This window comes from Pectobacterium nicotianae (assembly GCF_023272715.1).
GTDB lineage: Bacteria > Pseudomonadota > Gammaproteobacteria > Enterobacterales > Enterobacteriaceae > Pectobacterium > Pectobacterium brasiliense.
On record NZ_CP096821.1, the window covers coordinates 130,477 to 155,386 of the forward strand.

The following is a 24,910-nucleotide window of genomic DNA, read 5'->3' on the forward strand; positions in this document are numbered from 1 at the left end:
AAAAAACCGCTGAGATTCAGCGGCTTTATTTTGTTTGCGAACTATTGATGGCCGCGTTCGTTAAAAGGTTTCCCAGTTATCGCGGCCTGTGCTGCTTGACTGACCGGCCAGAGCTAGCCTCGGTGCCGTCGGTTGCTTCACCTTTGACGTCAGTCGTGGTGCTGGTGCCTGAACGCCGCTGATTTTAAACACGCCCATTAATTCCAGCAGCGTTCTGGCTTGCTCACTCAGGCTGTCGGCGGCGGAGGCGGATTCTTCAACCAGCGCAGCGTTCTGTTGGGTCACCTGGTCGAGCTGATTTACCGCATCATTCACCTGAGAAACACCCTGTTCCTGCTCGTGCGTGGTCAGGCCGATCTCATTGAGCAGGTTGGCAACCTGCTGAGATTTTTCGACAATGTCTTTGATGGTGATGCCCGCGTCGTTAACCAGCTTCTCACCCATTTCCACGTTAGCCACGCTTACGCTAATCAGATCTTTGATTTCACGCGCGGCGGAAGCGGAACGCTGTGCCAGAGAACGCACTTCACCGGCGACCACGGCGAAGCCACGGCCTTGTTCACCGGCTCTGGCGGCTTCAACAGCAGCATTGAGCGCCAGAATGTTGGTCTGGAAAGCAATGCTATCGATTACGCCGATAATATCGCCGATCTTACGCGAACTGGTGGTGATATCTTCCATGGTGCGCACAACGTTATTGACGGCATCGCCACCTTTTTGCGCCGTCGTGCTGGCGGAATGGGCTAACTCTGTTGCGGTGCGCACGGTCGCCGCATTCTGCTTCACCGTGGTATTCATTTGTTCCATTGAGGCAGCAGTTTCCTGAAGATTCGCGGCCTGTTCTTCCGTGCGCTGGCTCAGATCGGTGTTACCCATCGCAATCTGCGTCGCGCCCGTAGCGATAGATTCGCTGCTCTGATGCACCTGACCGACGAGGTTGCTCAGGTTTTGACGCATATCTTCCATCGCGGCCAGCACACTGGTGGTATCGCCGTCGCGCAGTTCAATCGCGACGGCCAGATTCCCTTGCGCAACCTGACGCGTGACTTCCAACGTGTAGGCTGGCTCTCCCCCGAGCTGACGTTTAATCGTTCGAGTAATCCACCATGAGATTATTGCTCCCAGCACAACAGAAAGCAGGGCGATAATAACCATCAGCGTACCTGCGCTGGTGGCATTCTTTAACGACTGGTCGGCGATTTCCACCGTAAGCTTCTCTTGCCAGTTAACCATGTCATTCAGAGCCTGGAAGACGGCATCCTGCTTGGCCCGCACATCGGTTAATAACAGATGTTGAGCCTCGCTGTTCTTGTTCGCCATTGCCAATGCGATGGCGTCTGTATAGCTACGGCTATAGGCCGGGCGCACGCGCTCCAGTACCGCGACCAGTTCCTGAGCATGTTTATCGACGGCGCTGTCGTGTATTTGCGAGAGTAACGCGTTATTGCGGGAGATCATCGCCTCAATACGCGCTTTCTCTTCCTGCATCTGCCGACTGTCTTCCAGCATCGTCAGGTTTCTGATGGCAAGGGCATTCGTGTTTATGTTGTCTTTAAACTCCTGCATTATCAGGAGATTGGTAATGCGGACCTGCGATAGCAGCTGGATGTTTTCCCCGAGCTTGTCGAGCTGGATGCGGCCAAATATCGCCACCAGAAATCCGATAGCGATGACCAGGGTAAAGCTGGTCCCTAGCATTTTACCCAGGCTACTATTTTTGATGAGATTCATTGTGTCCCTTATTATAGATTGAGAACGAATATGGTTGGTGCCGGCGTGCTTTAAATGTGAAATAGGCGTTGCGCAAATGTATTTATTTCGCAAATACCATCACGTTGATACCCTAAAGACTCGTGTCGCAGAAAGATGAATAAACATGCGGCTTGAAGAATGACAGGTATATCCTTTCCCGTAATCGTTGCCTGTTTTCCTTGGCTAATAAACTTATCCTAAGTTTACTTTTTCCTGTCACGCTTTCCGGTAAACGGTCGTCGTGTCTGGTGCGGTGGAACATATACAAATAAGGGTAAATGATGGCGCAGGAGTATAAAAGGTGGCGGTAAAAGCCGCAATATCTCTATGGGTTAGAGAAAAAATAAACTGGAGTCATGCTGTAATGCTAAATTGACAATCATGTTAATAAACGTTGCGGTTATGATTCTTTTGCTTATTTATTCAACGCTAAAAGAGGCTTATTTTTCATTCCTTCTTTTTTTTCGAACGACATGATGTTTTTAGCATCATATATTTGATGTTTTTATCATCGAAAATAGCTATTCCTCGTTTTATTGATGTTATTCCCTCGTGCTTAATATAAAACGCATTGCTAGTTTTTCTCTTTATTCATTGTTTTTCCCTATTGAAAAAATTTCGCGCGTTTCTTGATGTGTGGTGGATAGGGGAGGCGTGGTAACGTGAGACGTTCAGGCCATAAAGGGATAAAAAAACCGCCGATCGCTCAGCGGTTTTGGGGGACTTTTGGCTGGCTGTTAAAAGGTTTCCCAGTTTTGCTTATCGCTTCCCGCGCTGCTTTTAGGATTAGCGAGAGAGAGTTTGGCGCTGGTCGGTCTTTTCAGCTGTGGTGCAATGCGCGGTGACGACCCGCCCTCTACGGTGAAGGTTTTCATCAGCTCGACCAGATGGGCTGCTTGATCGCTCAGGCTATCGGCAGCGGAAGCGGATTGCTCAACGAGCGCGGCATTCTGCTGCGTCACCTTATCAAGCTGGTTAATCGCATCATGAATCTGCGAGACGCCGGATTCTTGTTCCTGCGTCGTCACGCCAATTTCGTTAATCAGATCGGCAACGTGGCGCGCCTGACGCACCAGTTCTTCAATTGTCGTTCCCGCATCGCTGACCAGTCTGGATCCTACCTCGACTTTCTCGACGCTGTGGCCGATCAGCTCTTTAATCTCTTTGGCTGCCGTTGCAGAACGCTGTGCCAGCGAGCGAACTTCGCCTGCGACGACCGCAAAGCCACGACCTTGCTCACCTGCGCGTGCGGCTTCTACCGCGGCGTTAAGCGCCAGAATGTTGGTCTGGAAGGCAATACCGTCAATGACGCTAATGATGTCGCCAATTTTGTGCGAGCTGTCGGTAATCTCTTTCATGGTGATAACGATATTGCCGACGGCTTCACCGCCCTTCGCCGCGGTATTGCTGGCTGCCTGCGCCAGCTGCGCGGCATTGCGCACCGTATCGGCATTCTGACGCACGGTCTGGCTCATTTCTTCCGTGGAGGCGGCGGTTTGTTGCAGATTCGCCGCCTGCTCTTCCGTGCGCTGGCTGAGATCGGTGCTGCCTGCGGCAATCTGGCTGGCACCGGTTGCGATCGATTCGCTGCTCTCACGCACTTGCTCAACAATGCTGCTTAAGCTTTTGCGCATGTTATTCATTGCGAACAGCAGGCTGGTATTGTCGCCTGATGCCAGATCGACCGGCATCGCGAGATTACCTTGTGCGATTTCTTGTGTGACCTGCGTGGCATAGGCGGGTTCTCCCCCCAACTGCTTCTTGATATGGCGGGTAATCAGCCAGGCTATGCCTGCACCAAACAATGAAGCGATGACGGCCAGAACCAGCAGTGAGTTGCCATCATAGTAGGACTCTTCAATCGCGTTGGTTGCCGTTTGCGTGGTGTAGTCTTTCTGCAACTGAATCATGTTGTTCAGATTGTTAAAAAGCCGGGTTTGTATGGGTTCAAGCTGAGTTTTCACCAGCTCGATAGACTCGGCCTGCCTGTTGCTGAGTGACAACGCGACGGCCTGACGGCCCACGGTGGCAAATTCAGTGCGATTTTGCTGCAGCTCACCCAGAATATTGCGGACTTCGGTTGCCCGTAAATTTTCTTCCAACTGAGTGACGAGTTTCGTGTTTTTGGCGCTCGTGGCTTCAATCAGTTTTTGATTGTCTTCCAGAACCTTTTGTTCGGTTGCGATAAGCATACGCAACGTGGCTTTGATCGTGACGTTAAGATTATCTTTCAATTCCTGTAGCACGATGAGGTTGGCGAGGTGGTGTTTGGCCAGCCTGTCAGTGGTATTACCGAGGCCAACCAGATGCATTCTGCCGAAAATGGCCACTAATAGGCCGATAACAATAACAATGGCAAAACCCGAACCGACCTGAGTACCCAGTTTCATTTTTCTTTTATTCTGCATGTTATCCTCATGACTTATTGACACTGTTTATTGTTATTAAGCGGATTTTCTTTTGCACGACGGGAGCGATGTACGACTGCAGTTTCTAAATCCTTCTGATGAATAACTAAGCAGTCCACTCTAGAATATCGGCATGACCAGCGAAAACATTGATTTTAATTGTCGATATTGCCGCATGCGGATGAGGAAAAAACAGGAAACGCAGGAAATGGATGCTGCTGGCGGTGAAGGGATGTGAAAGTAGAGTGGGGGATGCGCGATCCATCCCCCGCGTAGAATTAGAACTGCTCCCAGTTTTGGCTATCGCTTACCGTGCTGCTTCTAGGATTAGCGAGAGAGAGTTTGGCGCTGTCAGGCCGTTTCAACGGCGGTGCAATACGCTGTGACGATCCGCCTTCAACGACGAACACTTTCATCAGCTCGACCAGACGGGCAGCCTGATCGCTCAGGCTATCGGCGGCGGAAGCGGATTGCTCAACGAGTGCGGCGTTCTGCTGCGTGACCTGATCAAGCTGATTAACAGCATCATGAATCTGCGAGACGCCGGATTCTTGTTCCTGCGTGGTGACGCCAATTTCGTTGAGCAGACCGGCAACATTGTGTGCCTGACGCACCAGCTCTTCAATCGTCGCGCCAGCGCTGTCTACCATGGCGGAACCGGCTTCCACCTTCTCGACGCTGTGGCCGATCAGCTCTTTGATTTCTTTCGCCGCAGAAGCGGAGCGTTGCGCCAGAGAACGCACTTCACCCGCAACCACCGCAAAACCACGGCCTTGTTCGCCAGCCCGTGCGGCTTCCACCGCAGCGTTGAGCGCCAGGATGTTGGTCTGGAAGGCAATGCCGTCAATGACGCTAATGATGTCGCCAATTTTGTGCGAGCTGTCGGTAATCTCTTTCATGGTGACAACGATATTGTTGACGGCTTCGCCCCCTTTGGCGGCGGTATCGCTGGTGGCCTGTGCCAGCTGCGTGGCATTGCGTACCGTCTCGGTGTTTTGGCGCACGGTCTGGCTTATTTCTTCCATTGAAGCGGCAGTTTGTTGCAGATTCGCCGCCTGCTCTTCCGTGCGCTGGCTGAGATCGGTACTGCCTGCGGCAATCTCGCTGGCACCGGTTGCGATAGATTCGCTGCTCTCACGCACCTGTTCAACAATCCCACTCAGGCTTTTGCGCATACCGTTCATGGCAGCCAGCACGCTGTGGCTGTCGCCGGGGCGCAGATCGACGCTGACGGCCAGATTTCCCTGTGCAACCTCTTGCGCGATGTGTGCCGCATAAGCGACTTCGCCACCCAGCAGATTTTTTATCGTGCGGGTGATCAGGATGGAGATAAAAATCCCGATGAAGACCGCGAACGCAGCGAACAGCAGCAGCGTATTGCCATCCTCTCTGGCTTTATTCATGGCGTTGGTCGTCGTTTCCATCGTCTGTTCTTTCTGTAACGCTGTCAGTCCGTCCAGCGCCGCGAAAACCGATGCCTGTGCAGGGGGCATTTCATTGACCATGACTAACGCGGCCTGCATTTTTTCTTCCGGCACCCCGGAGAGGCTTAATTCAATGGCTTTATTCACCGCTTTTAGGTAAGTCGGGCGTGCCTGCGCGAGCTGTTCCAGCAAGGCTCTAGCCTCCGGTTCGGCAAGCTGTTTATAGACTTTCGCCAGGGCGTCGTTATTGCGGATAATTTGCTGATCGAACAGGTGTTTTTCTTCCTGGATACGGGCGCTGTCTTGTGAGAGCCCGATATTACGGACAACACGGGCGACAACCTCAAACCCGCTCTTGGTATCCTGAATCAGAAGCAGGTTGGCCAGATTTTTTTCAGAAAGTGATTCAATATCTTTACCCAGATTGGCGAGATGGACGCGTCCCAGAATGGCAACCATCAGACCGATAATGATGACAGAGGCGAAACCTGCGCCCAGCATGGCACCAAGTTTCATTTTTGATAGAAAATTCATAATGTTCCTTTATTATTTTTCATTGATTGATGCAGGCTTTGCCTTATAGATTGGGCATCCTTTACGACAGGTCAGGAATTGGGTGCACTTCTGATTACATAATGTGTGCGGTATGCCAATTTGCGAGAGTAGGCAGGAAAACGCGTTGTTTCTTACCCAAGCGATATTATAAAGGCAGAATAAAAACGGGTAGATGTGGAATATGGGAGTAAAAAGGGCGCATTTTTCAGCATAAAGGAGGTATGTAAATGCAGTATTTGGTTGATACCAATGGGGAAGCCGCAGCCTCCCCATTGTGAAATTTCACGCTATTACAGCACCAGCCACAATGCCCAGGTGAAGAGGAAACCGGCCAGCCCGAGGATAGTCGTCAGCACCGTCCAGGTGCGCAGGCCGTCGGCGACGGACAGCCCCAGATATTTGGTGACAATCCAGAAGCCGGAGTCATTGACGTGCGACAGGCCCAGTCCACCAAAGCAGGCAGAGAGCGTCACCAGCACTAGCTGCATCTGGTTCAGGCCGCTGACGGCTTCGCTCAACAGGCCGCAGGTGGTGAGAATGGCGACGGTAGCTGAACCTTGCGAGGCACGCAGCGCCAGCGACAGAATAAATGCGGCAGGCACCAGCGGCAGGTGAATGCTGGTCAGCGTATCCGCCAGCGCTTTACCGATGCCCGATTCCACCAGCACTTTACCGAACACGCCACCGGCACCGGTCACCATAATGACCATTGCGGCGGCAGGCATAGCATCGCCCATCACGCCGCTGGCTTTCTCCAGCGACCAACCGCGACGCAGGGCAATCAGCCAGAACGCTAATCCCAGTGCAATCAGCAGCGCAACGGCAGGAGAACCGACCAGCGACATCACGTTACGCACCGGGTGTCCGGCAGGCAGAATGGTCGCAGACACGGTACCAAGCATGATGATGGCGATAGGAATGGCGATCAGCGCGGCAATCAGCCCAGCCGAAGGGGCGGATACGGGAGCCGTGTTCGGCGTCGAATCTTCCGGCTTTGCCATCTGTAATTGCTCTAACACTTCAACGGAAAGCGCGTATTTACGGCGGTTCATAGCCTTGGCCGCCCAGTAGCTGATGATGCCGACAGGAATCGACACCAGCAGGCCAATGATGGTCAGCCAGCCGATATCTGCATTCAACAGGCCAGCGGCGGCGACCGGACCGGGGTGCGGCGGCAGCGCGACGTGCACGGTCAGCATTACACCCGCGACGGGCAAGCCGAATTTAATCGGGGAAACTTTCGCGACTTTCGCAAAGCCGTAAATAATCGGGGCAAGGATAATAAAGCCGACATCGAAAAAGACCGGAATACCCAGAATGAATGCGGCGATAGTTAATGCCGCCACCATTAATCCCGGTCCCATTAATTGAGCGAAGCGGTGTGCTAAGGATTCTGCGCCACCGGACACTTCGATCATTCTACCCAGCATGGCGCCGAGGCCGATAATAATCGCCACCGAACCGAGAATACCGCCCATACCGGAGGTAATCACCTTCATTACTTCGCCAGTCGGAATACCCGTTGCCAGGGCAACGAGTAAACTGACAACCAGCAGGGCGACAAAGGGCTGAATTTTAAATTTAATGACCATCAGCAGCAGGAGTAATACCCCGGCGATAGCGATGCAGAGTAAGAGCGAGGTGGCCATGTTCTTATCCTCATTGACCCATTTTTCAATTCAGAGGCTGAAAAGGTAGTGGGTTATTGTTTTATTTGAATAAAGGGATGCCTCGACTCCTGTAATACATACAGGAGTCTGACCTATTCTTTTTTATTTATTCGCGTCTAACGACGATGTCTCTGGTGTTGACATTATTTCCTGGATAAGTGAATTAGTGTTTTTTCTCCAGCCAAGGTTTAGCCCATCCCAATCCGTCTTCCGTTTTACCGCGTGGGTTATATTCACAGCCAACCCAGCCGGAATAATTCACGCGATCCAATTCGGCAAAGATGAACGGATAATTAATTTCCCCTTCATCGGGTTCGTGTCGTGCAGGAACCGAAGCAATTTGTATATGTCCGATACGGCCAGCCAAATCGTGAATAATTTGCGTCAGGTTGCCATCGACAATCTGCGCGTGGAAGAAATCCAACTGGATATACACATTCGTGCGATCGATCAGATTGGCTAATTCCAGCGCCTGATACTGACTGGCGAACAGATAATTCGGTTTCACCTTCGCACTCAGCGCTTCAATCATGATATTGATGCCGTGCGGCGCAAATTTATCGGCGGCGTAGCGTAGGTTATCGATGAAGGTTTGCTGATAGGCTGCACGGTCTTCACCGGGCGGCACGACGCCCCCCATCACCAGCACCGAAGGACAGTTGAGCGCCAGCGCATATTCCAGCGCGTTATCGATATCCCGGCGGGCATCTTCAATACGGTCGGGCAGCGCAGAAACACCCCATTCACCCGCTGCAATATTGCCGGGCGCGGTATTGAATAACACCTGCTTCAGGCCATTTTCCCGCAGCTTTTCTGCCAGCAGCGGTGCCGGATAGTCATAAGGAAACAGATACTCAACCGAGGTGAAACCCGCATCGGCAGCGGCTTTAAAACGGTCGAGAAACGGCATGTCGGTAAACAGCATAGAAAGATTGGCAGCAAACTTAGGCATGGTTAACTCCTCGGTTCAGCAAAAATGTCTCATGAAGAGAGCTCTGCAATATCGTCAGCGGTGAGGTAGCGAATTTTTCGATCACCGAGAATAAAAATCAGCTTGGCGGTTTCTTCCAGCTCTTCCATGTTGTCCGCCGCCGCTCGCAGATCTTTACCAGTGACGACAGGGCCGTGGTTAGCCAATAAGAACGCCTTGTAGCGCGAAGCCAGCTTCGCCAGATCTTCACCGAGCCGGGCATCGCCGGGGCGGTAATAAGGCACAACAGGCACTTTACCGACGCGCATGACCACATAAGGTGTGAACGGCTTGATGGCATCCTGCGTGTCCAGCCCTTCCAGACACGAGAGCGCCGTCAGGTAAGTGCTGTGCAGGTGGACAATCGCCTTACAGTCGGGATCGTTACGGTAAATCGACAGGTGAAAGCTGACCTCTTTCGACGGCTTATCTCCGGAGATCCACTCGCCGCCCAGGCTGACTTTGGACAGCCGTTCGGCATCCAGTTCGCCAAGGCAGGAGCCGGTCGGCGTTGCCAACAGCGTGCCGTCATCCAATAGCAGCGAGAGGTTGCCCGCTGAGCCAGTGGCGTAGCCGCGCTGGAAAAAGGACGCGCCCAGCTTGACCATTTCCGCACGTGCGCGTTGTTCGCTGTTTAGCGCCGCCTCGGTGCTGTGGTGTTTTTCACTCATGCGGCAAACTCCTTTTGGGCGCGGGCAAAGAAGTCTTCATCACCGAAATTGCCGGATTTCAACGCCAGCGAGAGTGGATGATTGGTCGAACGCACCCACGGCACGCCAGGAGAAATGGACGGCCCGATATGGAACGCGTGAATACCCAACGTTTGCACCACGATGCTGGAGGTTTCCCCGCCCGCGATGATGAAGCGCTGAAAGCCGTCCTGCTGAAGCTGGCGGGCGACGGCGGCAAACAGTTTCTCCACCGCCTGACTGCTGGCTTCTGCGCCCCAGCGCTGCTGAATCTGCGCCAGTTCGTCGGGGGACGACGTGGCGTACAGCAGCGGAGCGAGTGCGTCGTCACGATGTGCCTTCACCCAGTCGGCCAGTTCCTGCACGTAGACTTGCTGAGCATCATCGCTTTCCAGACAGCGAGCGACGTCAATCGCGCGACCCGCCGCCTGTTTCAGGTAGTGAGCGACCTGCTTGTTGGTCATCACTGAGCAGGAACCGGATAGCACAACGCCTGCGCCGGATTGTGGCTTGCCCGCCTCGGTGGCGGAGCCAGTCTGTGCCGCGGGCTCTGCCCACTGGCGTGCCAGGCCAATCGCCAGGCCGGAACCACCGGTGACCAGCTTCATATCGCGCAGCGCCTCGCCCTGCGTTAACAGGTGCTGTTCGTTCAGCGTATCCAGCACCACATAGCGTATGCCTTGTTCTTTCAACTGCGTCAGCCGCTGCTTAACAGCCTCTGCACCCTGATCAATCACCGCATAAGGCACCAGCCCGCAGCGTCCGGCTGCCTGCTGTTCCATGACGCGCATCAGGTTGCTGTCCGTCATCGGCGTGACGGGATGGTGGCGCATCCCGGATTCAGACAGCAGCTGATCCATCACGAATAAATGGCCCTGATAGACGGTTCTGCCGTTCACCGGCAGCGCCGGAGAGATGATGGTTTGCGTTTCGCCAAGCTGCTCTAACAGCGCATCGGTCACCGGACCGATGTTGCCTTTCGCGGTGCTGTCGAAGGTGGAGCAATATTTAAAGTAGAACTGCTGGCAGCCCTGCTGTTGCAGCCACGCCAGCGCCTTGAGTGAATCCGCCACGGCCTGTTCCGCTGGGCAGGAGCGCGATTTCAGGCTAATCACCACAGCCTGTGTGTCGACCTTAAAGTCTGACGGCGGTACGCCGTTGAGCTGCACGGTCGGCAGCCCGTTGTTCACCAGAAAGCTGGCGATATCCGTGGCACCGGTAAAATCGTCGGCAATCACACCTAGCTTGATCATGGCGCCTCCTTCTTTTCCGGCAGCGTAATGCCGTTAAAAATCTTGATGACCGCGCTATCGTCTTCTTTACCGAATCCGGCGTTGCTGGCGGCGGTAAACATGTTGAACGCGGTGGAGGCCAGCGGTAGTGGGAAATGGAGCGATTTGGCGGTGTCGGTGACCAGTCCCAGATCTTTCACAAAAATATCAACGGCGGATTTTGGCGTGTAGTCGCCATCGACAACGTGGCGCATACGGTTCTCAAACATCCAGGAATTCCCGGCAGCGTTGGTCACCACGTCGTACATGATATCCAACGGGATATCGGCTCGCGCGGCCAGCGCCATCGCTTCTGCGCCGGCGGCGATGTGTACGCCTGCCAACAGCTGGTGGATAATTTTAACGGTCGCACCCAACCCGATCTCTTCACCGATGCGATAGACCTTGCCTGCGACGGCGTCGAGCACGGGTTTCAGTTTCTCAAACGCCAGATCGGAGCCGGATGCCATCACCGTCATGTCACCTGCGGCGGCTTTCACTGCACCGCCAGATACCGGTGCATCCAGCATGATGAGCTGATGCTCAGCCAGACGCTGTTCAATGTTTTTGGCATCCTGCGCGGAGATAGTAGAAGACACCATAACCACGGTGCCGGGCTTGAGTTTCGCTGCGACCTGCGGCTCACCGAATAGAATCCCATTCACCTGCGCGGCGTTCACCACCAGCAGCACGACCGCATCCAGCTTGTCAGCGAAGGCATCAATACGCACGTCGGCCTGCGCCGCACCCGCCTGACGTAACCGCTCTAGTGCTTGCGGATTGATATCGACACCGTATGTCGTCAGGCCAGTGTTGATGCAGGACGCCGCAGCGCCAAAGCCCATGGAACCCAGACCGATAACGGCGACAGCATAATCAGAAGTCTTTTTCATCGTGGTTGCCTTGTTAAAATTAGTGATTTTTTGTTCTCTGGTGTTAAATATAAGGACTATCAGAACAAATTGTGGTGATTTTTATCACATAAATTAACATTGAGATCGTGATGATTCAGTGTAGTTGAACCTCGTTGGGAAGGTGATCTCCATTATTATCTTTATATATCAGTCGATTATTTCTATTTTGGCATTGAGTGATGAGAAAGGTTGTTATGTCTGGCGTGGTTTATGACGTGAATTTATGATAATTATCGTCATCAAACGGGGTGTTTCTCACAATATTTATCAGCCCCCCTATTTATCACACCAGCACAACCAAACAGGGAACGGACAGCGTGATTCCAGTAGAACGTCATCAACAGATTCTGGCGCTGATCGCCGAGCGCGGCGCGGTAAGCATCAACGAACTGACCGAGCGACTAGGCGTGTCGCACATGACGGTACGGCGCGATGTGCAAAAGCTGGAGCAGGACGGCCTGCTGCTGAGTGTCTCCGGCGGCGTGCGCTCGCCTGAACGGCTGGCGATTGAGCCGTCGCATCAGGATAAATCGGTGATGTTCAGCCAGCAGAAAGAAGCAATTGGCAAACTGGCGGCACAGCATATCCCGTTCAATAGCTGCATTTATCTGGATGCGGGCACTACCACACTATCGTTGGCGCGCGAACTGGCCGATCGTGACGATCTGCTGATTGTCACCAACGATTTTGTGATTGCTGCTTTTCTGATTGAGTCCAGCCAGTGCCGCATGATCCACACGGGTGGCACGCTGTGTCGGGAAAATCGCTCCTGCATTGGCGAAGCAGTGGCACAGGCGCTGCGCAACCTGTTTATCGATATTGCGTTTATTTCCGCCTCTTCCTGGAGCCTGCGCGGGCTGTCCACGCCGAATGAAGACAAAGTGGTCGTGAAACGCGCGGCGGTGGATGCCAGCAGCAAATGCGTCCTGCTGTGCGACACCTCAAAATACGGCCGCATCGCCACCCATCTTGCCACGCCGCTCAGCGTCTTCGACAGCATCATCACCGACGATGGCCTGCCCGCCGCTGCTAAAGACGCCTTGAGCAAAATGGGGGTTGAGGTGCTGGTGGCGTGAGGGTGTTATTTAGGCGAATGTTTTAGAGATATGAAAAGAAGAATAAGCATACTGTTAAGTATATCGATCCTAATTGCCTTGCCACTTATCTATTACTGGCCTGCCATGGTTATTCTGACGGAGGGGAGTTCCCGCTACACGGAACATAACACCCGACGATATGAAATGCTGACGGACGAGATCATTAAAAATTGCCCGCGCATTTCTTCTATCTATCTATGATTTTGGCTATGCAACCGTTGATGGCCCTGCATTGGAAGTCAGCAATATTACGTTTCAAAACAGCAATGACGCGACAAGCATACGTAGATATCTAGCGTCACTTGGTTTTACGCTGAGCTACATAGACACGACCGGTGAGTATTGGAAGTCTATGGATTCAGATAAAACGATACATATAGGAATCATCAACGATCCGAAAACCGTTATCGTTGATGCCATTCGAAAATAGCCTTGAGTAGGGTATTCAGTGCGTTTGAATGTATGGGTGATGTTCTCATATGTAGCATTTTTGTACACGTCATGTAGGGTTGTAGAGAGGTTCACTACACAGGCATGATGATGAAACCTGAAACTAAAGAAGCACGAATCACTATTCGGGCCAAAGCCTCCCAGCGGAATTTGATCGATATGGCTGCAAACCTTGTGTCAAAATCACGTACCGACTTTATGCTTGAAGCAGCCTGCCGCGAGGCGCAGGACATCTTGTTGGATCAACGTTTGTTTATTCTGGACGACGAACAGTTTGATGGATTGTTGGCCGAGTTGGATGCGCCTATCACCGCAGAGCGTCATGCCCGCATTAACGATCTTATGTGTCGTCAATCGCCATGGGAATAACAGCACCAGAGCCATTACTGATAATTGTTCTTGGTGGCATGCTATTGATTGAATACATCCTTATTTAGCCACTTTTTAAATATCAAAAAAGTGGCACATAGGTTCCATTTGCTGATGCAGGATTCGGATGATAAGAAGATCTTCTTCTCGTATGCGGTAGAAAATAGCGTGTTGCCTATGATCGAATCGGCGCACACCTTGGCTAATTTCAGGGTACTCTTGGCCTATATAAGGGGATTCTGCTAGCAGAATCAGCGTATTCTCTAGCGACTCTGTATAATTGTCAGCCTGACTGATGCCGTAGTTGATCAATGTGTACTCAAAGATGCCTGCGAAATCTTCTGCTGCAAGATTAGAGAGTTTATACATTTCGTTCGCGCTTCTTTTTTGCCGCAATTTCACGCAGCGTCAACGAACTTTCTCCACTTTGCTCCCCTGCATAAATCGCTTTTTTCAGAGCCTCTGTTTTGGATTCTTGTTGTTCAAGAAGACGAAGTGCTGACCTGATGACTTCACTGGTAGAACTATAGCGACCGCTATCTATTAATTTGGAGACAAAGTCATCCAGTTGTTCGCCGATCGTAATACTTGTCGTTCTAGGCATAAAAACCTCCTGTGTTATCTATTAACACAGATGGTAGCACAGAACAGTCTACTTAGTAGCCAATAAGAAGACCTCCTTCCTCTGTCACTTTTCCGTCATCTTCCAGTTATTTTTCTGTCATGCGCTCATGTCATGTTTACCTTCGCATAAAAAACGCCGTGATGATGGCGCATTTAATTGATTGCAGGAGACAGGCATGTTCAACAACACAATTCGTAAAACACATGCTATTCGCACCGCCGCGGCGTGTGTGGCATTAGCGCTGATGAGCGCCAGTGCGCAGGCCGCGACAGAAATTCCTTTCTGGCACTCCATGGAAGGCGAATTAGGGAAAGAAGTGAATTCTCTGGCTGACCGTTTTAACAAAGCGCACAGCGATGTAAAAATTGTGCCGGTCTATAAAGGCAACTACGAACAAAACCTGGCTGCTGGGATTGCGGCCTATCGCGCGGGGAATGCGCCCGCCATTTTGCAGGTCTATGAAGTCGGTACGGCGACCATGATGGCAAGTAAAGCCATCAAACCTGTCTATGAAGTCTTCAAAGAGTCAGGCATTAATTTCGATGAGTCGGTGTTTGTGCCGACCGTCTCCGGTTATTACACCGATGCGAAGAGCGGCCACCTGCTGTCGCAGCCGTTTAACAGTTCCACGCCGGTGCTGTACTACAACAAAGATGCCTTCAAGAAGGCCGGTTTAGATCCAGAACAGCCACCGAAAACCTGGCAGCAAATGGCTGAGTACACCGCCAAACTGCGTGCAGCCGGGATGAAGTGCGGCTACGCCAGCGGCTGGCAGGGCTGGATTCAGATTGAAAACTTCAGTGCCTGGCACGGTCTGCCAGTTGCGAGCAAAAATAACGGCTTTGATGGCACCGATGCCGTGTTGGAATTCAACAAACCAACGCAGGTTAAGCACATTCAGCTGTTGCAGGACATGAACAAGAAGGGTGACTTCACCTATTTTGGGCGTAAGGATGAGCCGACCGAGAAATTCTATAACGGCGACTGCGCTATTACGACCGCCTCTTCCGGTTCGCTGGCGAACATTCGGGAACACGCCAAGTTCAACTACGGTGTTGGCATGATGCCGTATGACGCCGATGCGAAAGGTGCACCGCAGAACGCCATTATCGGTGGTGCCAGCCTGTGGGTGATGGGTGGAAAAGATGCCGCGACCTACAAAGGCGTCGCTGAGTTTATGAAGTTCCTGGCCGAGCCGGAAAATGCCGCTGAATGGCACCAGAAAACCGGTTACCTGCCAATCACTACTGCGGCGTACGAACTGACGCAGAAGCAGGGCTTCTACGAGAAAAATCCTGGTGCGGATATCGCCACGCGTCAGATGCTGAACAAGCCACCGTTGCCGTTCACCAAAGGTCTGCGTTTGGGCAACATGCCGCAAATTCGTACCGTTGTGGATGAAGAATTAGAAAGCGTATGGACAAATAAGAAGACGCCACAACAGGCGTTGGATAGCGCAGTAGAACGCGGTAACGCGCTGCTGCGTCGCTTTGAACAATCGACGAAGTAATACGCTTCTGTTGAGCAATATCGGGCCGAAGGGAATCGGCCTGTTTCTTTTCTGTTTGCAATGAGTTACCGCATGACATCATCCCGCCCCGTTTTTCGCAGCAGCTGGTTGCCCTACGTGCTGGTGTTGCCTCAACTGCTGATTACCGTGATTTTCTTTATCTGGCCTGCCGGTCAGGCGCTGTGGTATTCGGTGCAGAACCTGGATCCATTTGGGTTATCCAGCGAATTTGTCGGCATGGAAAACTTCAGACAGCTGTTCAATAACCCTTACTACCTTGATTCGTTTTACACCACGCTGATATTCAGCTTTCTGGTGGCAGGGTTTGGCATGCTGATTTCACTCTTTCTGGCCGCGCTGGTGGACTACGTGATCCGTGCCAGCCGCCTGTACCAGACGTTGATCATCCTGCCGTATGCCGTGGCACCCGCCGTCGCTGCCGTGCTGTGGATGTTCTTGTTTAACCCCGGTCTGGGGCTGATCACCCACTTTCTCGGGCTGCTGGGCTATACGTGGAACCACGCACAGAACAGCGGCCAGGCGATGTTTTTAGTCGTGCTGGCGTCGGTCTGGAAACAGATTAGCTATAACTTCCTGTTCTTCCTTGCCGCACTGCAATCGATCCCCCGTTCGCTGGTGGAAGCGGGCGCGATTGATGGTGCTGGCCCCGTGCGGCGCTTCTTCAATCTGGTGCTGCCGATGATTTCTCCGGTGAGCTTCTTCCTGCTGGTGGTCAATCTGGTGTACGCCTTTTTCGATACCTTCCCGATTATTGATGCCGCAACGGCCGGTGGGCCTGTGCAGTCGACGACCACGCTGATCTACAAAATTTATCGTGAAGGTTTCGCAGGGCTGGATCTGTCCAGTTCGGCAGCGCAGTCGGTGGTACTGATGATACTGGTTATCGGGCTGACCGTGATTCAGTTCCGTTTTGTTGAGCGGAAGGTGAATTACCAATGAAGATAAATCTACAAGGTCAATGCCAATGATTGAGAATCGTCGCGGGTTAGATATTTTCAGCCACGTCATGCTGATTGTCGGCATTCTCGCCGTACTGTTTCCGCTGTATGTGGGGTTTGTGGCCGCCACGCTGGATAATCAGGAAGTCTTTCAGGCGCCGATGACGCTCATCCCCGGTTCTCACCTGTGGGAAAACCTGCGTTATATCTGGCTGCACGGTGCGGGCAACAACACCACGCCGTTCGGACTGATGCTGCTCAACAGCTTCGTGATGGCGCTGGCGATTACGATAGGCAAAATCACCGTATCGATCCTGTCCGCTTACGCCATCGTCTATTTCCGTTTTCCGCTGCGCAACCTGTTCTTCTGGATGATTTTTCTGACGCTGATGCTGCCGGTGGAAGTGCGTATTTTCCCGACGGTGGAAGTGATCGCGCGGCTGGACATGATGGACAGCTACACCGGTTTAACGCTGCCGCTGATGGCCTCGGCGACCGCGACCTTCCTGTTCCGTCAGTTCTTTATGACGCTGCCGGATGAGCTGATGGAAGCGGCGCGTATCGACGGTGCCAGCCCGATGCGTTTCTTTTTCGACATGGTGTTACCGCTGTCGAAGACCAACCTGGCGGCGCTGTTCGTGATCACGTTCATCTACGGCTGGAACCAGTACCTGTGGCCGCTGCTGATTGTCAGCGATGCCGATCTGGGCACCGCAGTCGCCGGGATTAAAAGCATGATTGCCTCCGGCGATGGGGCCACGCAGTGGAATCAGGTGATGGCAGCCATGCTGCTGACCATGTTGCCGCCGCTGCTGGTCGTGCTACTGATGCAGCGCTGGTTCGTTCGCGGTCTGGTCGACAGCGAAAAATAAATCGAGACGAATTTCGGAAACACTTATGGCATGTTTAAAACTTCAGGCCGTCACCAAGTCTTACGATGGCAAAACACAGATTATCCAACCCATCGATCTGGACGTCGCGGACGGCGAATTCGTGGTGATGGTCGGGCCGTCAGGCTGTGGCAAATCGACACTCCTGCGCATGGTGGCAGGCCTCGAACGCACCACCAGCGGTGATATCTACATTGATAACCAGCGGGTCACCGATCTGGAACCGAAAGATCGCGGTATTGCGATGGTGTTCCAGAACTATGCGCTTTATCCCCATATGAACGTGTTCGACAATATGGCCTACGGCCTGAAAATTCGTGGCTTCGGCAAGGCGCAGATCCGCGAGCGCGTGGAAGATGCGGCGCGAATTCTGGAACTGATGCCGCTGTTGCAACGTAAACCGCGTGAGCTATCGGGCGGTCAGCGTCAGCGCGTGGCGATGGGGCGGGCGATTGTACGTGAACCGGCGGTGTTCCTGTTCGACGAACCGTTGTCGAATCTGGATGCCAAGCTGCGCGTACAGATGCGGCTCGAATTACAGCAACTGCACCAGCGTTTGAAAACCACCAGCCTGTACGTCACGCACGATCAGGTTGAAGCCATGACGCTGGCACAGCGCGTTATCGTCATGAACAAAGGGATCGCCGAACAAATCGGTGCACCGGCTGAGATTTATCGCCGCCCGGCATCGCTGTTTGTGGCCAGCTTTATTGGTTCACCGGCCATGAACCTGTGGTCAGGTCGCATTAGTGATGACGGCTGCCGCTTTGAAATCGATGGCGACATCGCGCTGGCACTGCCTGAACCGAAGCCGCAATGGCGCGGTAAAGCATTGACGCTGGGGGTTCGACCAGAGCATATTCAGCTGGCGACGAGCGAAACCGGCGGTATCCCGTTGCAGATTTCAACACTCGAACTGCTGGGCGCGGACAATTTAGCGCACGGCAAGTGGGGTGGGCAGAACGTGATCGCGCGGCTCTCTTATGAGCACTGCCCCGCGATCGGCTCGACGCTTTGGCTACACTTACCGACGTCATCATGGCACCTGTTTGATTCGCAAAGCGGATTACGGATGGAATAATGGAAACAATCTGGCCTTACCCGAGCATTGTCGCCCACCGCGGTGGCGGTTCACTGGCACCGGAAAACACGCTGGCGGCGATTGATGTTGGTGCCAGCCTCGGTCACAAGATGATCGAATTTGATGCCAAGCTGTCGCAGGACGGCCAGATTTTCCTCCTACACGACGACACGCTTGAACGCACCAGCAACGGCTGGGGCATTGCAGGAGAACTGCCGTGGGACAAGCTGGTCGGGCTGGACGTCGGCGGCTGGTACGGTCATAAATTTGTCGGCGAACGCCTGCCGCTGCTATCGGAAGTGGCAAAACGCTGCGTGCAGTACGGCATGGCGGCCAACATCGAAATTAAGCCCACCACTGGATATGAAACAGAAACCGGACGGGTGATTGCGCTGGCGGCGCGCCAGCTGTGGGCCGATCATCCGGTCGCACCACTGCTGTCATCGTTCTCTATCGAAGCCCTGGAAGCGGCGCAGCAGGCGGTGCCAGAACTGCCGCGTGGGTTGCTGCTGGATGAGTGGGAAGAAGACTGGCTGGCGTTAACGCAGCGTCTGGATTGTGTGTCCATCCACCTGAATCACAAACTGCTGACGGCAGAACGCGTCGCGTCGCTGAAAGCTGCGGGTTTGCGCATTCTGGTTTATACCGTCAACCAACCTGATCGCGCGCAAACTTTGCTGGATTGGGGCGTTGACTGTATCTGTACTGACCGGATAGATTTAATCGGGGCTAACTTCGCGACCGGCTGAGGTCGGCCTCTTTCCCGTAATAGCGTGCTGCGGCGATATTGATATCGTCGCAATAAAGATAATGCGGCGATCCTCTTTCTGACTCGGTGCCGGTAATAAGGAAGTGGCGTCATGCCCGCATTTATTGTTTCGCTTTGGCACCAGATTTTTCTGTCGTTACCCCTCTTTGTTCTTATCGCCCTCGGCTATAGCCTGATTCGCTATGGTAAATGGCCAACCACCGTGACCGACGGCATGACACGCTTTGTCTTCTCCGTCGCCATGCCCGCGATGCTGTTCCGCCTGATGTCGGATTTTTCCAAACGTCCGGTGGTGGATGCCCGACTGCTGATCGCCTTTTTTGGCGGCTGCCTGCTGGTGTTTGTCTTAGGCCGCATCGTGGCGCGCAAGGTCTTTCATCTCGATGGTGTATCTGGTTCGCTGTTTGCGCTGAGCGGTATCTTCTCCAACAACGTGATGCTGGGGCTGCCGATTGCCACGCTGATGCTGGGCGAAGAGGCGATTCCGTCGGTCGCGCTGGTCGTCGTGTTCAACGGGCTTATTTTGTGGACGCTGGTGACGGTGTCGGTGGAATGGGCGCGTAACGGCGCGCTGTCGCTACAGGGCTTTACCAAAACCGCGCTGGGCGTGCTGAAGAACCCGCTGATTATCGGCATTCTGTCCGGGACCTTATTCAGCCTGACGGGCCTGCCTCTGCCGTCGTATGTCGATCAGCCGCTTGCCATGCTGGGGCAGATTGCCGCGCCGCTGTCGCTGGTGGCACTGGGAATGGGGCTGGCGGAATACCGCGTGCGTGATGGCTGGCAGATCAGCACGGCGATTTGCGTGATCAAACTGCTGGTACAGCCGCTGGTGATCTGGGGGATTGCGATTGTACTCGGCCTGCCGGAAATGGAAACGCGTGCGGTCGTGCTGCTGGGGTCGATGGCGGTGGGCGTCAATGTCTATCTGATGTCGCGCCAGTTCGATGTATTGGGCGGCCCGGTGGCCTCCAGCCTGCTGCTATCAACGGCGATGGCGGCATTAACCACGCCGTTGATTCTGACGCTGATGGGTGTGCGGTTATAGTCAGCCACGCTTGGCTGAGGAAGCCTGTGGTTAGGCACTCCGTTAGTGTTATGTAATGTTTCGTGCGCGTTTGCTCTCGTGGTTTTCTGCAACCGTTGTCGCATGCGCCCGACACGGTGCGGCTCAATCGCCGCCGCCCCGTGACCCCCGGCTTTTCGCGGGGAATCACGCCGCTTTGCGGTACCTTCGGTGTTCATGCCCGCTACCCGGACCGCCTGTGACGCGCTCCCGGCGCGGCACAGGCTTTCGCGGCGTCCATGCCGCTCATCCGGCGGTCATGCCCACCTCAGCGTAATTCTTTACGCGCGTAAGATAATAAAAAACCAAAAGAGTAGACCCGTTGATTAGGGGTTCTGTTTAATCGGTGGCGGTGTTGTGGTTCTCTGCGAGCGCTCTAAATCCTTCTGTAGCTGCTGCTGGCGCTGTTGCTGCAACTGCTGATTGCGCTGCTGGAGCTGCTGATTCAACTGCTGTTGCTGCAATTTCTGGCTCTGCTGCATATTCTGCTGCAACTGTTTCTGGCTGCTGATACCACTCTCAAACTGCTGCTGAGGTGTGGGCGCTTGCGGCGTGTTAGCGCTTGCCAGAAGCGGCAGGCCGAGCAGGGCGGCACAAGCCAATAATGTCTTAGGGTGTTTCATTAAACCTCCACACAAGCCTTCGGCCTGTCGATAAGCCATTTGTGAAACGCAAACAGCGATAATGAGATAGAAGAGTAAAGCGTTTGCGCCATGGATGGCGCAATCCGAGCGTACAGGGATGTATTCACAGCGTCTTTACGATCTATCCATTATCGCTGCTCGAACGCCTTTTTCCGTAAGATCAAGTGTAATCGCTGTGGGTGAAAACGTCGTGCAGAGTAATCCGCAATCCTGTGCGCGCAGGTTTTGGGCACGTGATGTGAATGCGCTATACTGCGGCGGAATTTTTCTTCGTGGTTGACGCTATCTTATGTTCCATATCGCGCTCTATGAGCCTCAAATTGCACCGAACACCGGCAATATTATCCGACTGGCGGCCAACAACGGCTGTACGCTTCATTTGATTGAACCGCTGGGGTTCGATTTTGAAGAGAAAAAGCTGCGCCGCGCGGGGCTGGATTATCACGATCTGGCGAACGTCAGCCGTCATAAAAACTATCAGGACTTTCTGGCGGCGGTTCCCGGGAAACGCATCTTCGCGTGTACCACCAAAGGCAGCCGCCCCTACGATCAGCCGACCTACCAGCCAGATGATGTACTACTGTTTGGATCGGAAACGTCCGGCCTGCCAGACGAGATTCGCAACGGCTTTGCGTCGGATTTCCGTATCCGCATCCCCATGCAGTCTAATAACCGCAGCCTGAATCTGTCGAATGCCGTGGCGATCATCAGCTATGAAGCCTGGCGGCAAAATGGTTTCGGCGGTTGCCTGTAGCTATGGCTTGCTACAGTCTGCCGTTGGCGGATTTTTTCAGTGGCGGATTTACCAGAAATACCACTTCCCCGCGATAATACGGTGAAGTGGCAAGGCGCTGCTGCCACTGCGGTTCCCACTTGCCGTGTTGTACCAGTCCGACCCGGAACGGCAGGGTCAGCTTCATCAGCGCGGGCAGGTACTCAGCGTAGTTGGTAATGGTGCTGCGACCCTGATAAGTCTGTACCACCACTTCATCCAACTGGCCCTGTAAGCGGTTCAACGCCGACACATCACCGGTTTTCGACCAGTCGAGCAGCCCCGTAATACTGAGCTGACAGTCTTCGGGTAAACGTGCGCGCAGCTGCGTCAGGAACGCGACATAGCCTGCTAACTGATAGCTTTTCGCGTCAAAATCGATCTGAATCCCAACTACTTGATTGCCCTGACGCCGCCACTTTTCCCGTAACTTTAGTATCCGGTTTAGGTGGCGATCGGAAAGCTCCAGCGTGGTCATGCGGAAAGCCAGCCAGACACGGTTAACGCGCAATTGGCTGGGCGGAATCCCCTGACGCAGGAACACGACTTTACCCTGACGGCGCGCCACTTCGCCCTGATGCAGGTATAGCGTCTGCGCCTGATGCAGAATCGGCTGGGGCCGCACCGCCGCCCATAGCCAGAAGTCCTGATAGCGTGTCGCGTCGACGATGGCGGGCACCGCGTTGATGGCTGAAGGTGCAACGTTAACGGAAGCGGCCTGCGTACAGAACGCGAGCAGGCCAGCCAACATAATTAACGGCGTTACCAGTAATAATCGAGCTTGTCTGCCCACACGCTGCCTTTGTACTTGGTTTTTAGTTGGGTAAACCAGGCTTTGCGGGTTGCCTTGCTGATATCCTGTGGGCCGCAGTCGTTATAGCCACTCGGTGCGTAGCAGTAGACCGCGCGATACAAGGCATAGGTTTTGTCTTCCGGTGGCGCTTTCGGATCGGCAATCACCCGCATATAACCATCCAGACGATTATATTCGGTGCCGACGAACTGTGTTGGCGCGTTGGTGAGTCCGCTCAACATGCTGCCTTCACCCCAGTCGAAGCCCACGCTGTTATTGGTGCGTAGGAAAAATTCGCCGAGACAGTTAATCGAGCGGGCATCATTAGGGCGTTGGTTCAGCGTCGTGACCACGTCATTCAGCGCCGGACATTGGTAGTCTTCTTCGGTATCGCTGCCGTCCCAGTCAAATGCCGTCAAATCTTCCTGATTCCAGCTTTGATTTTCGCTGCTGACCAGCGGCGTGATATCTTTCCTCAACTGAACATCTTTGAGATAGCTGGCGTAATCACCGTGGGTCAGCGACTTGGTTAACAGCGTATGCAGCGCGATAGCCCGTTCTTCATGGGTTTGCTGTGGGCCCGTTTGCTGACGCAGCAGATCGGCGTTGGCGCTAACTTTCAGCACGGCGGAACGGAAACGCAGGTTTTTCACTGGGCTGTCGGCGGCAAAGATCCGCTCCGGATGACCGGCCTTGACCAGCGTTTCCGCCAGTGCCAGTTGCAGGAACTGATTTTGCGTGTACCCCATATTGCGCGTTAACAGCTGACGCCAGTGCGCTTCCGCCTCATCCCAGCGCTCCAGACGCACCAGCGCCCGACCGCGTAAGACTTGCAGGCTGAAACGTACGGTATCGGTCAGATCGTTTGCCTGTGTCGCGGGAACGCTGTTAACCACGGCGGCGTAATCTTTTTGACCATAAAACAGCTGCGCGGCCTGAAGGTAGCTAAACGCCTCCTGCATGTTGTCTTTCTCGAACAGCGGCTTCTGCGCGGCCAGTTCGTCAACAGATAAGGCGGGTAATGCCAGCCAGCCTTCATCTGAGCGCAAGCGCTTGAGATCTTGCACCATCGTCAACGGTGGGCTGCCCAGTGTGCTGGTGAACTGCCGATTTTCCAGCAGCTTGTTGTCGATCTCGTCGCTCAATTCAAGGAGTGCTTCGACGTCAGTGGTGTTGTCCAGCTCGTGTTGGTACGTTGTCGCTAAGGCATTCACATCGTCCATAATCCAGTAAGCGCGGCGGTATAGCCCGTTAGCGGACTCGATGTAGTGCCCGTCTGGATACTGTTTCAGATAGTCGCCAATCTGCTGAACAGCCAGCTGTGCAGCCGCTTTATCGGCCTTACTGGCATCAAACATGTTGTATTCATCAAGCGCGTTTTCCATCGCTTTATTGATCGCTACGCGAATCAACATATAACGAGAGGTTTCCGCGACCCACGGCTGTGGTGAAGACGTTAGCGCCTGAAAGCCGCTTTCCGCCTCATCAAAATGACCCTGATAGAACGCCAGCGCCGCGAACAGATATTGCATGAGAGCGCCGGCATGTCCTTCGTCCGGCAGGGTTATAAGACCTTCGTTCAGAGCCTCTTTGGTGTACAGCGGGTTGAGGAGATTTACCCGCTGATGTGCCAGCACCGTGCGCTGTTCTTCGGTGAGCTGTTTGTCTGCCAACAGGACGTCAAAAAACGCTTCCAGCGTGGAAAGCTCATTGGAAATATGGCGTCCTTCGTTATCGTCAGGCGAAAACGTGGAGATCGTGCCCTGAATGGCTAAAGGGAGGTTAAGCTGCTTCGCTTTATTCAGCGTTGAAAGGTAGGGCGCATCTGCCGTGACATCCTCTTCTGAGTCAGAAGTCGGAGCCCCTTCCGTGGCGGCAATCCCCATGACCCGGTAGGCGGTAAAAGGGTCGATACGTGAACGTGTTTGATCGGGTAAAGGATGGGGTAACGGAAGCGACATGCTGTGGAGACGGCTTTGCAGCAGCATCAGGTTAGCTCGTGTGTCGTTTCCCGGCTGCAAATAGGGCAGGGCAGACATGCCACATTCCGAGTCGGAAAAGCCGCACACTCCATCGCTGGAACTGAATGCCTGACTGCTCATTAACGCGGTCAGTACGCCAGCCAGCAGCGTTACTCCTTTCATGGTTTGTATCCTTCATTCAACACGGGTCTTGCCTGTTTTCGGCATGAGTGGCGATCACTCTACGCAATCGCCTAAAAAACTCAATGCA

General features: G+C 53.7%; 22 protein-coding genes and 1 pseudogene. 10 read left to right on the forward strand and 13 right to left on the reverse strand.

Going from position 1 to position 24,910, the window contains the following annotated elements; all coding sequences use genetic code 11:
• Positions 1-60: 60 nt before the first annotated feature.
• From MYB54_RS00545 to ltnD, 8 genes are all read right to left on the reverse strand, one after another.
• Complete coding sequence (locus MYB54_RS00545; RefSeq protein ID WP_014917043.1) at positions 61-1,731, reverse strand: methyl-accepting chemotaxis protein; 1,671 nt, start codon at positions 1,729-1,731, stop codon at positions 61-63.
• A 758-nt stretch (positions 1,732-2,489) separates the two neighbouring features.
• The gene (locus MYB54_RS00550) at positions 2,490-4,160 is read right to left on the reverse strand and encodes a methyl-accepting chemotaxis protein (RefSeq protein ID WP_039281588.1); all 1,671 of its coding nucleotides are present in this window, start codon (positions 4,158-4,160) and stop codon (positions 2,490-2,492) included.
• Between the two features lie 278 nt (positions 4,161-4,438).
• Entirely contained in the window at positions 4,439-6,118 is a 1,680-nt protein-coding gene (locus MYB54_RS00555) for a methyl-accepting chemotaxis protein (protein ID WP_248721381.1), read from the reverse strand.
• Between the two features lie 311 nt (positions 6,119-6,429).
• Positions 6,430-7,788: a GntP family transporter gene (locus MYB54_RS00560; protein ID WP_039275920.1), complete on the reverse strand. Its 1,359-nt coding sequence runs from the start codon at positions 7,786-7,788 to the stop codon at positions 6,430-6,432.
• A gap of 184 nt (positions 7,789-7,972) precedes the next feature.
• On the reverse strand, positions 7,973-8,761 hold the full coding sequence (otnI, locus tag MYB54_RS00565) for a 2-oxo-tetronate isomerase (protein ID WP_248721382.1): 789 nt from the start codon (positions 8,759-8,761) through the stop codon (positions 7,973-7,975).
• A 29-nt stretch (positions 8,762-8,790) separates the two neighbouring features.
• The gene (otnC, locus tag MYB54_RS00570) at positions 8,791-9,450 is read right to left on the reverse strand and encodes a 3-oxo-tetronate 4-phosphate decarboxylase (RefSeq protein ID WP_039557563.1); all 660 of its coding nucleotides are present in this window, start codon (positions 9,448-9,450) and stop codon (positions 8,791-8,793) included.
• Positions 9,447-10,721, reverse strand: a complete 1,275-nt coding sequence (otnK, locus tag MYB54_RS00575; protein ID WP_248721383.1) for a 3-oxo-tetronate kinase — start codon at positions 10,719-10,721, stop codon at positions 9,447-9,449. Before otnK ends, otnC begins: the two co-directional genes overlap by 4 nt.
• Entirely contained in the window at positions 10,718-11,632 is a 915-nt protein-coding gene (ltnD, locus tag MYB54_RS00580) for an L-threonate dehydrogenase (protein WP_248721384.1), read from the reverse strand. Before ltnD ends, otnK begins: the two co-directional genes overlap by 4 nt.
• 338 nt (positions 11,633-11,970) lie before the next feature.
• Between ltnD and ygbI the strand changes: the two genes are divergently transcribed.
• The 3 genes and pseudogenes from ygbI (at position 11,971) to MYB54_RS00590 (ending at position 13,569) form a co-directional block, all read left to right on the forward strand.
• On the forward strand, positions 11,971-12,729 hold the full coding sequence (ygbI, locus tag MYB54_RS00585; RefSeq protein ID WP_100017937.1) for a DNA-binding transcriptional repressor YgbI: 759 nt from the start codon (positions 11,971-11,973) through the stop codon (positions 12,727-12,729).
• A 30-nt stretch (positions 12,730-12,759) separates the two neighbouring features.
• A pseudogene (locus tag MYB54_RS21995) lies at positions 12,760-13,180 on the forward strand (hypothetical protein).
• 110 nt (positions 13,181-13,290) lie between these two features.
• Positions 13,291-13,569, forward strand: coding sequence for a type II toxin-antitoxin system TacA family antitoxin (locus tag MYB54_RS00590; protein WP_248721994.1), 279 nt, complete (start codon positions 13,291-13,293; stop codon positions 13,567-13,569).
• A 75-nt stretch (positions 13,570-13,644) separates the two neighbouring features.
• Here the strand turns inward: MYB54_RS00590 and MYB54_RS00595 are convergent, their stop codons facing one another.
• Positions 13,645-13,938, reverse strand: coding sequence for a type II toxin-antitoxin system RelE/ParE family toxin (locus tag MYB54_RS00595; RefSeq protein WP_012772866.1), 294 nt, complete (start codon positions 13,936-13,938; stop codon positions 13,645-13,647).
• The gene (locus MYB54_RS00600; RefSeq protein ID WP_012772867.1) at positions 13,931-14,173 is read right to left on the reverse strand and encodes a type II toxin-antitoxin system ParD family antitoxin; all 243 of its coding nucleotides are present in this window, start codon (positions 14,171-14,173) and stop codon (positions 13,931-13,933) included. Before MYB54_RS00600 ends, MYB54_RS00595 begins: the two co-directional genes overlap by 8 nt.
• A 196-nt stretch (positions 14,174-14,369) precedes the next feature.
• On the opposite strand from MYB54_RS00600, the gene ugpB reads away from it, so the two are divergent.
• The 6 genes from ugpB to MYB54_RS00630 all read left to right on the forward strand — a co-directional run bounded on the left by ugpB (position 14,370) and on the right by MYB54_RS00630 (position 20,451).
• Entirely contained in the window at positions 14,370-15,704 is a 1,335-nt protein-coding gene (ugpB, locus tag MYB54_RS00605; RefSeq protein ID WP_039275837.1) for a sn-glycerol-3-phosphate ABC transporter substrate-binding protein UgpB, read from the forward strand.
• Between the two features lie 72 nt (positions 15,705-15,776).
• The gene (gene ugpA / locus MYB54_RS00610) at positions 15,777-16,664 is read left to right on the forward strand and encodes a sn-glycerol-3-phosphate ABC transporter permease UgpA (protein WP_010281599.1); all 888 of its coding nucleotides are present in this window, start codon (positions 15,777-15,779) and stop codon (positions 16,662-16,664) included.
• 25 nt (positions 16,665-16,689) lie between these two features.
• Complete coding sequence (gene ugpE / locus MYB54_RS00615) at positions 16,690-17,535, forward strand: sn-glycerol-3-phosphate ABC transporter permease UgpE (protein ID WP_010281598.1); 846 nt, start codon at positions 16,690-16,692, stop codon at positions 17,533-17,535.
• A gap of 25 nt (positions 17,536-17,560) precedes the next feature.
• Positions 17,561-18,634, forward strand: a complete 1,074-nt coding sequence (locus tag MYB54_RS00620; protein WP_010281596.1) for a sn-glycerol-3-phosphate import ATP-binding protein UgpC — start codon at positions 17,561-17,563, stop codon at positions 18,632-18,634.
• A complete protein-coding gene (ugpQ, locus tag MYB54_RS00625) occupies positions 18,634-19,383 on the forward strand; it encodes a glycerophosphodiester phosphodiesterase (protein WP_116164071.1) in 750 nt (249 codons plus the stop codon). Before MYB54_RS00620 ends, ugpQ begins: the two co-directional genes overlap by 1 nt.
• 111 nt (positions 19,384-19,494) lie before the next feature.
• The gene (locus MYB54_RS00630) at positions 19,495-20,451 is read left to right on the forward strand and encodes an AEC family transporter (RefSeq protein WP_248721385.1); all 957 of its coding nucleotides are present in this window, start codon (positions 19,495-19,497) and stop codon (positions 20,449-20,451) included.
• A gap of 344 nt (positions 20,452-20,795) precedes the next feature.
• Here MYB54_RS00630 and MYB54_RS00635 read toward each other — a convergent pair whose 3' ends face one another.
• On the reverse strand, positions 20,796-21,092 hold the full coding sequence (locus MYB54_RS00635; protein WP_039528826.1) for a hypothetical protein: 297 nt from the start codon (positions 21,090-21,092) through the stop codon (positions 20,796-20,798).
• 310 nt (positions 21,093-21,402) lie between these two features.
• On the opposite strand from MYB54_RS00635, the gene MYB54_RS00640 reads away from it, so the two are divergent.
• The gene (locus MYB54_RS00640) at positions 21,403-21,867 is read left to right on the forward strand and encodes a tRNA (cytidine(34)-2'-O)-methyltransferase (protein ID WP_039281616.1); all 465 of its coding nucleotides are present in this window, start codon (positions 21,403-21,405) and stop codon (positions 21,865-21,867) included.
• Between the two features lie 10 nt (positions 21,868-21,877).
• Here the strand turns inward: MYB54_RS00640 and MYB54_RS00645 are convergent, their stop codons facing one another.
• The gene (locus tag MYB54_RS00645) at positions 21,878-22,678 is read right to left on the reverse strand and encodes a DUF3142 domain-containing protein (RefSeq protein ID WP_205594858.1); all 801 of its coding nucleotides are present in this window, start codon (positions 22,676-22,678) and stop codon (positions 21,878-21,880) included.
• Positions 22,648-24,822 (reverse strand): PA5441 family protein, encoded by a 2,175-nt coding sequence (locus tag MYB54_RS00650; RefSeq protein ID WP_248721386.1) that lies wholly within the window; start codon positions 24,820-24,822, stop codon positions 22,648-22,650. Before MYB54_RS00650 ends, MYB54_RS00645 begins: the two co-directional genes overlap by 31 nt.
• Between the last annotated feature and the right edge of the window lie 88 nt (positions 24,823-24,910).

Coding starts and splice junctions, on each gene's coding strand:
- ugpB (WP_039275837.1), top strand. CDS start 14,370: ATGTTCAACAACACAATTCGTAAAACACATGCTATTCGCACCGCCGCG.
- MYB54_RS00550 (WP_039281588.1), bottom strand. CDS start 4,160: ATGCAGAATAAAAGAAAAATGAAACTGGGTACTCAGGTCGGTTCGGGT.
- ltnD (WP_248721384.1), bottom strand. CDS start 11,632: ATGAAAAAGACTTCTGATTATGCTGTCGCCGTTATCGGTCTGGGTTCC.
- MYB54_RS00590 (WP_248721994.1), top strand. CDS start 13,291: ATGAAACCTGAAACTAAAGAAGCACGAATCACTATTCGGGCCAAAGCC.
- MYB54_RS00560 (WP_039275920.1), bottom strand. CDS start 7,788: ATGGCCACCTCGCTCTTACTCTGCATCGCTATCGCCGGGGTATTACTC.
- ugpA (WP_010281599.1), top strand. CDS start 15,777: ATGACATCATCCCGCCCCGTTTTTCGCAGCAGCTGGTTGCCCTACGTG.
- MYB54_RS00635 (WP_039528826.1), bottom strand. CDS start 21,092: ATGAAACACCCTAAGACATTATTGGCTTGTGCCGCCCTGCTCGGCCTG.
- otnK (WP_248721383.1), bottom strand. CDS start 10,721: ATGATCAAGCTAGGTGTGATTGCCGACGATTTTACCGGTGCCACGGAT.
- MYB54_RS00650 (WP_248721386.1), bottom strand. CDS start 24,822: ATGAAAGGAGTAACGCTGCTGGCTGGCGTACTGACCGCGTTAATGAGC.
- otnI (WP_248721382.1), bottom strand. CDS start 8,761: ATGCCTAAGTTTGCTGCCAATCTTTCTATGCTGTTTACCGACATGCCG.
- MYB54_RS00630 (WP_248721385.1), top strand. CDS start 19,495: ATGCCCGCATTTATTGTTTCGCTTTGGCACCAGATTTTTCTGTCGTTA.
- MYB54_RS00600 (WP_012772867.1), bottom strand. CDS start 14,173: ATGCCTAGAACGACAAGTATTACGATCGGCGAACAACTGGATGACTTT.
- MYB54_RS00595 (WP_012772866.1), bottom strand. CDS start 13,938: ATGTATAAACTCTCTAATCTTGCAGCAGAAGATTTCGCAGGCATCTTT.
- MYB54_RS00545 (WP_014917043.1), bottom strand. CDS start 1,731: ATGAATCTCATCAAAAATAGTAGCCTGGGTAAAATGCTAGGGACCAGC.
- ugpE (WP_010281598.1), top strand. CDS start 16,690: ATGATTGAGAATCGTCGCGGGTTAGATATTTTCAGCCACGTCATGCTG.
- ugpQ (WP_116164071.1), top strand. CDS start 18,634: ATGGAAACAATCTGGCCTTACCCGAGCATTGTCGCCCACCGCGGTGGC.
- otnC (WP_039557563.1), bottom strand. CDS start 9,450: ATGAGTGAAAAACACCACAGCACCGAGGCGGCGCTAAACAGCGAACAA.
- MYB54_RS00555 (WP_248721381.1), bottom strand. CDS start 6,118: ATGAATTTTCTATCAAAAATGAAACTTGGTGCCATGCTGGGCGCAGGT.
- MYB54_RS00640 (WP_039281616.1), top strand. CDS start 21,403: ATGTTCCATATCGCGCTCTATGAGCCTCAAATTGCACCGAACACCGGC.
- MYB54_RS00620 (WP_010281596.1), top strand. CDS start 17,561: ATGGCATGTTTAAAACTTCAGGCCGTCACCAAGTCTTACGATGGCAAA.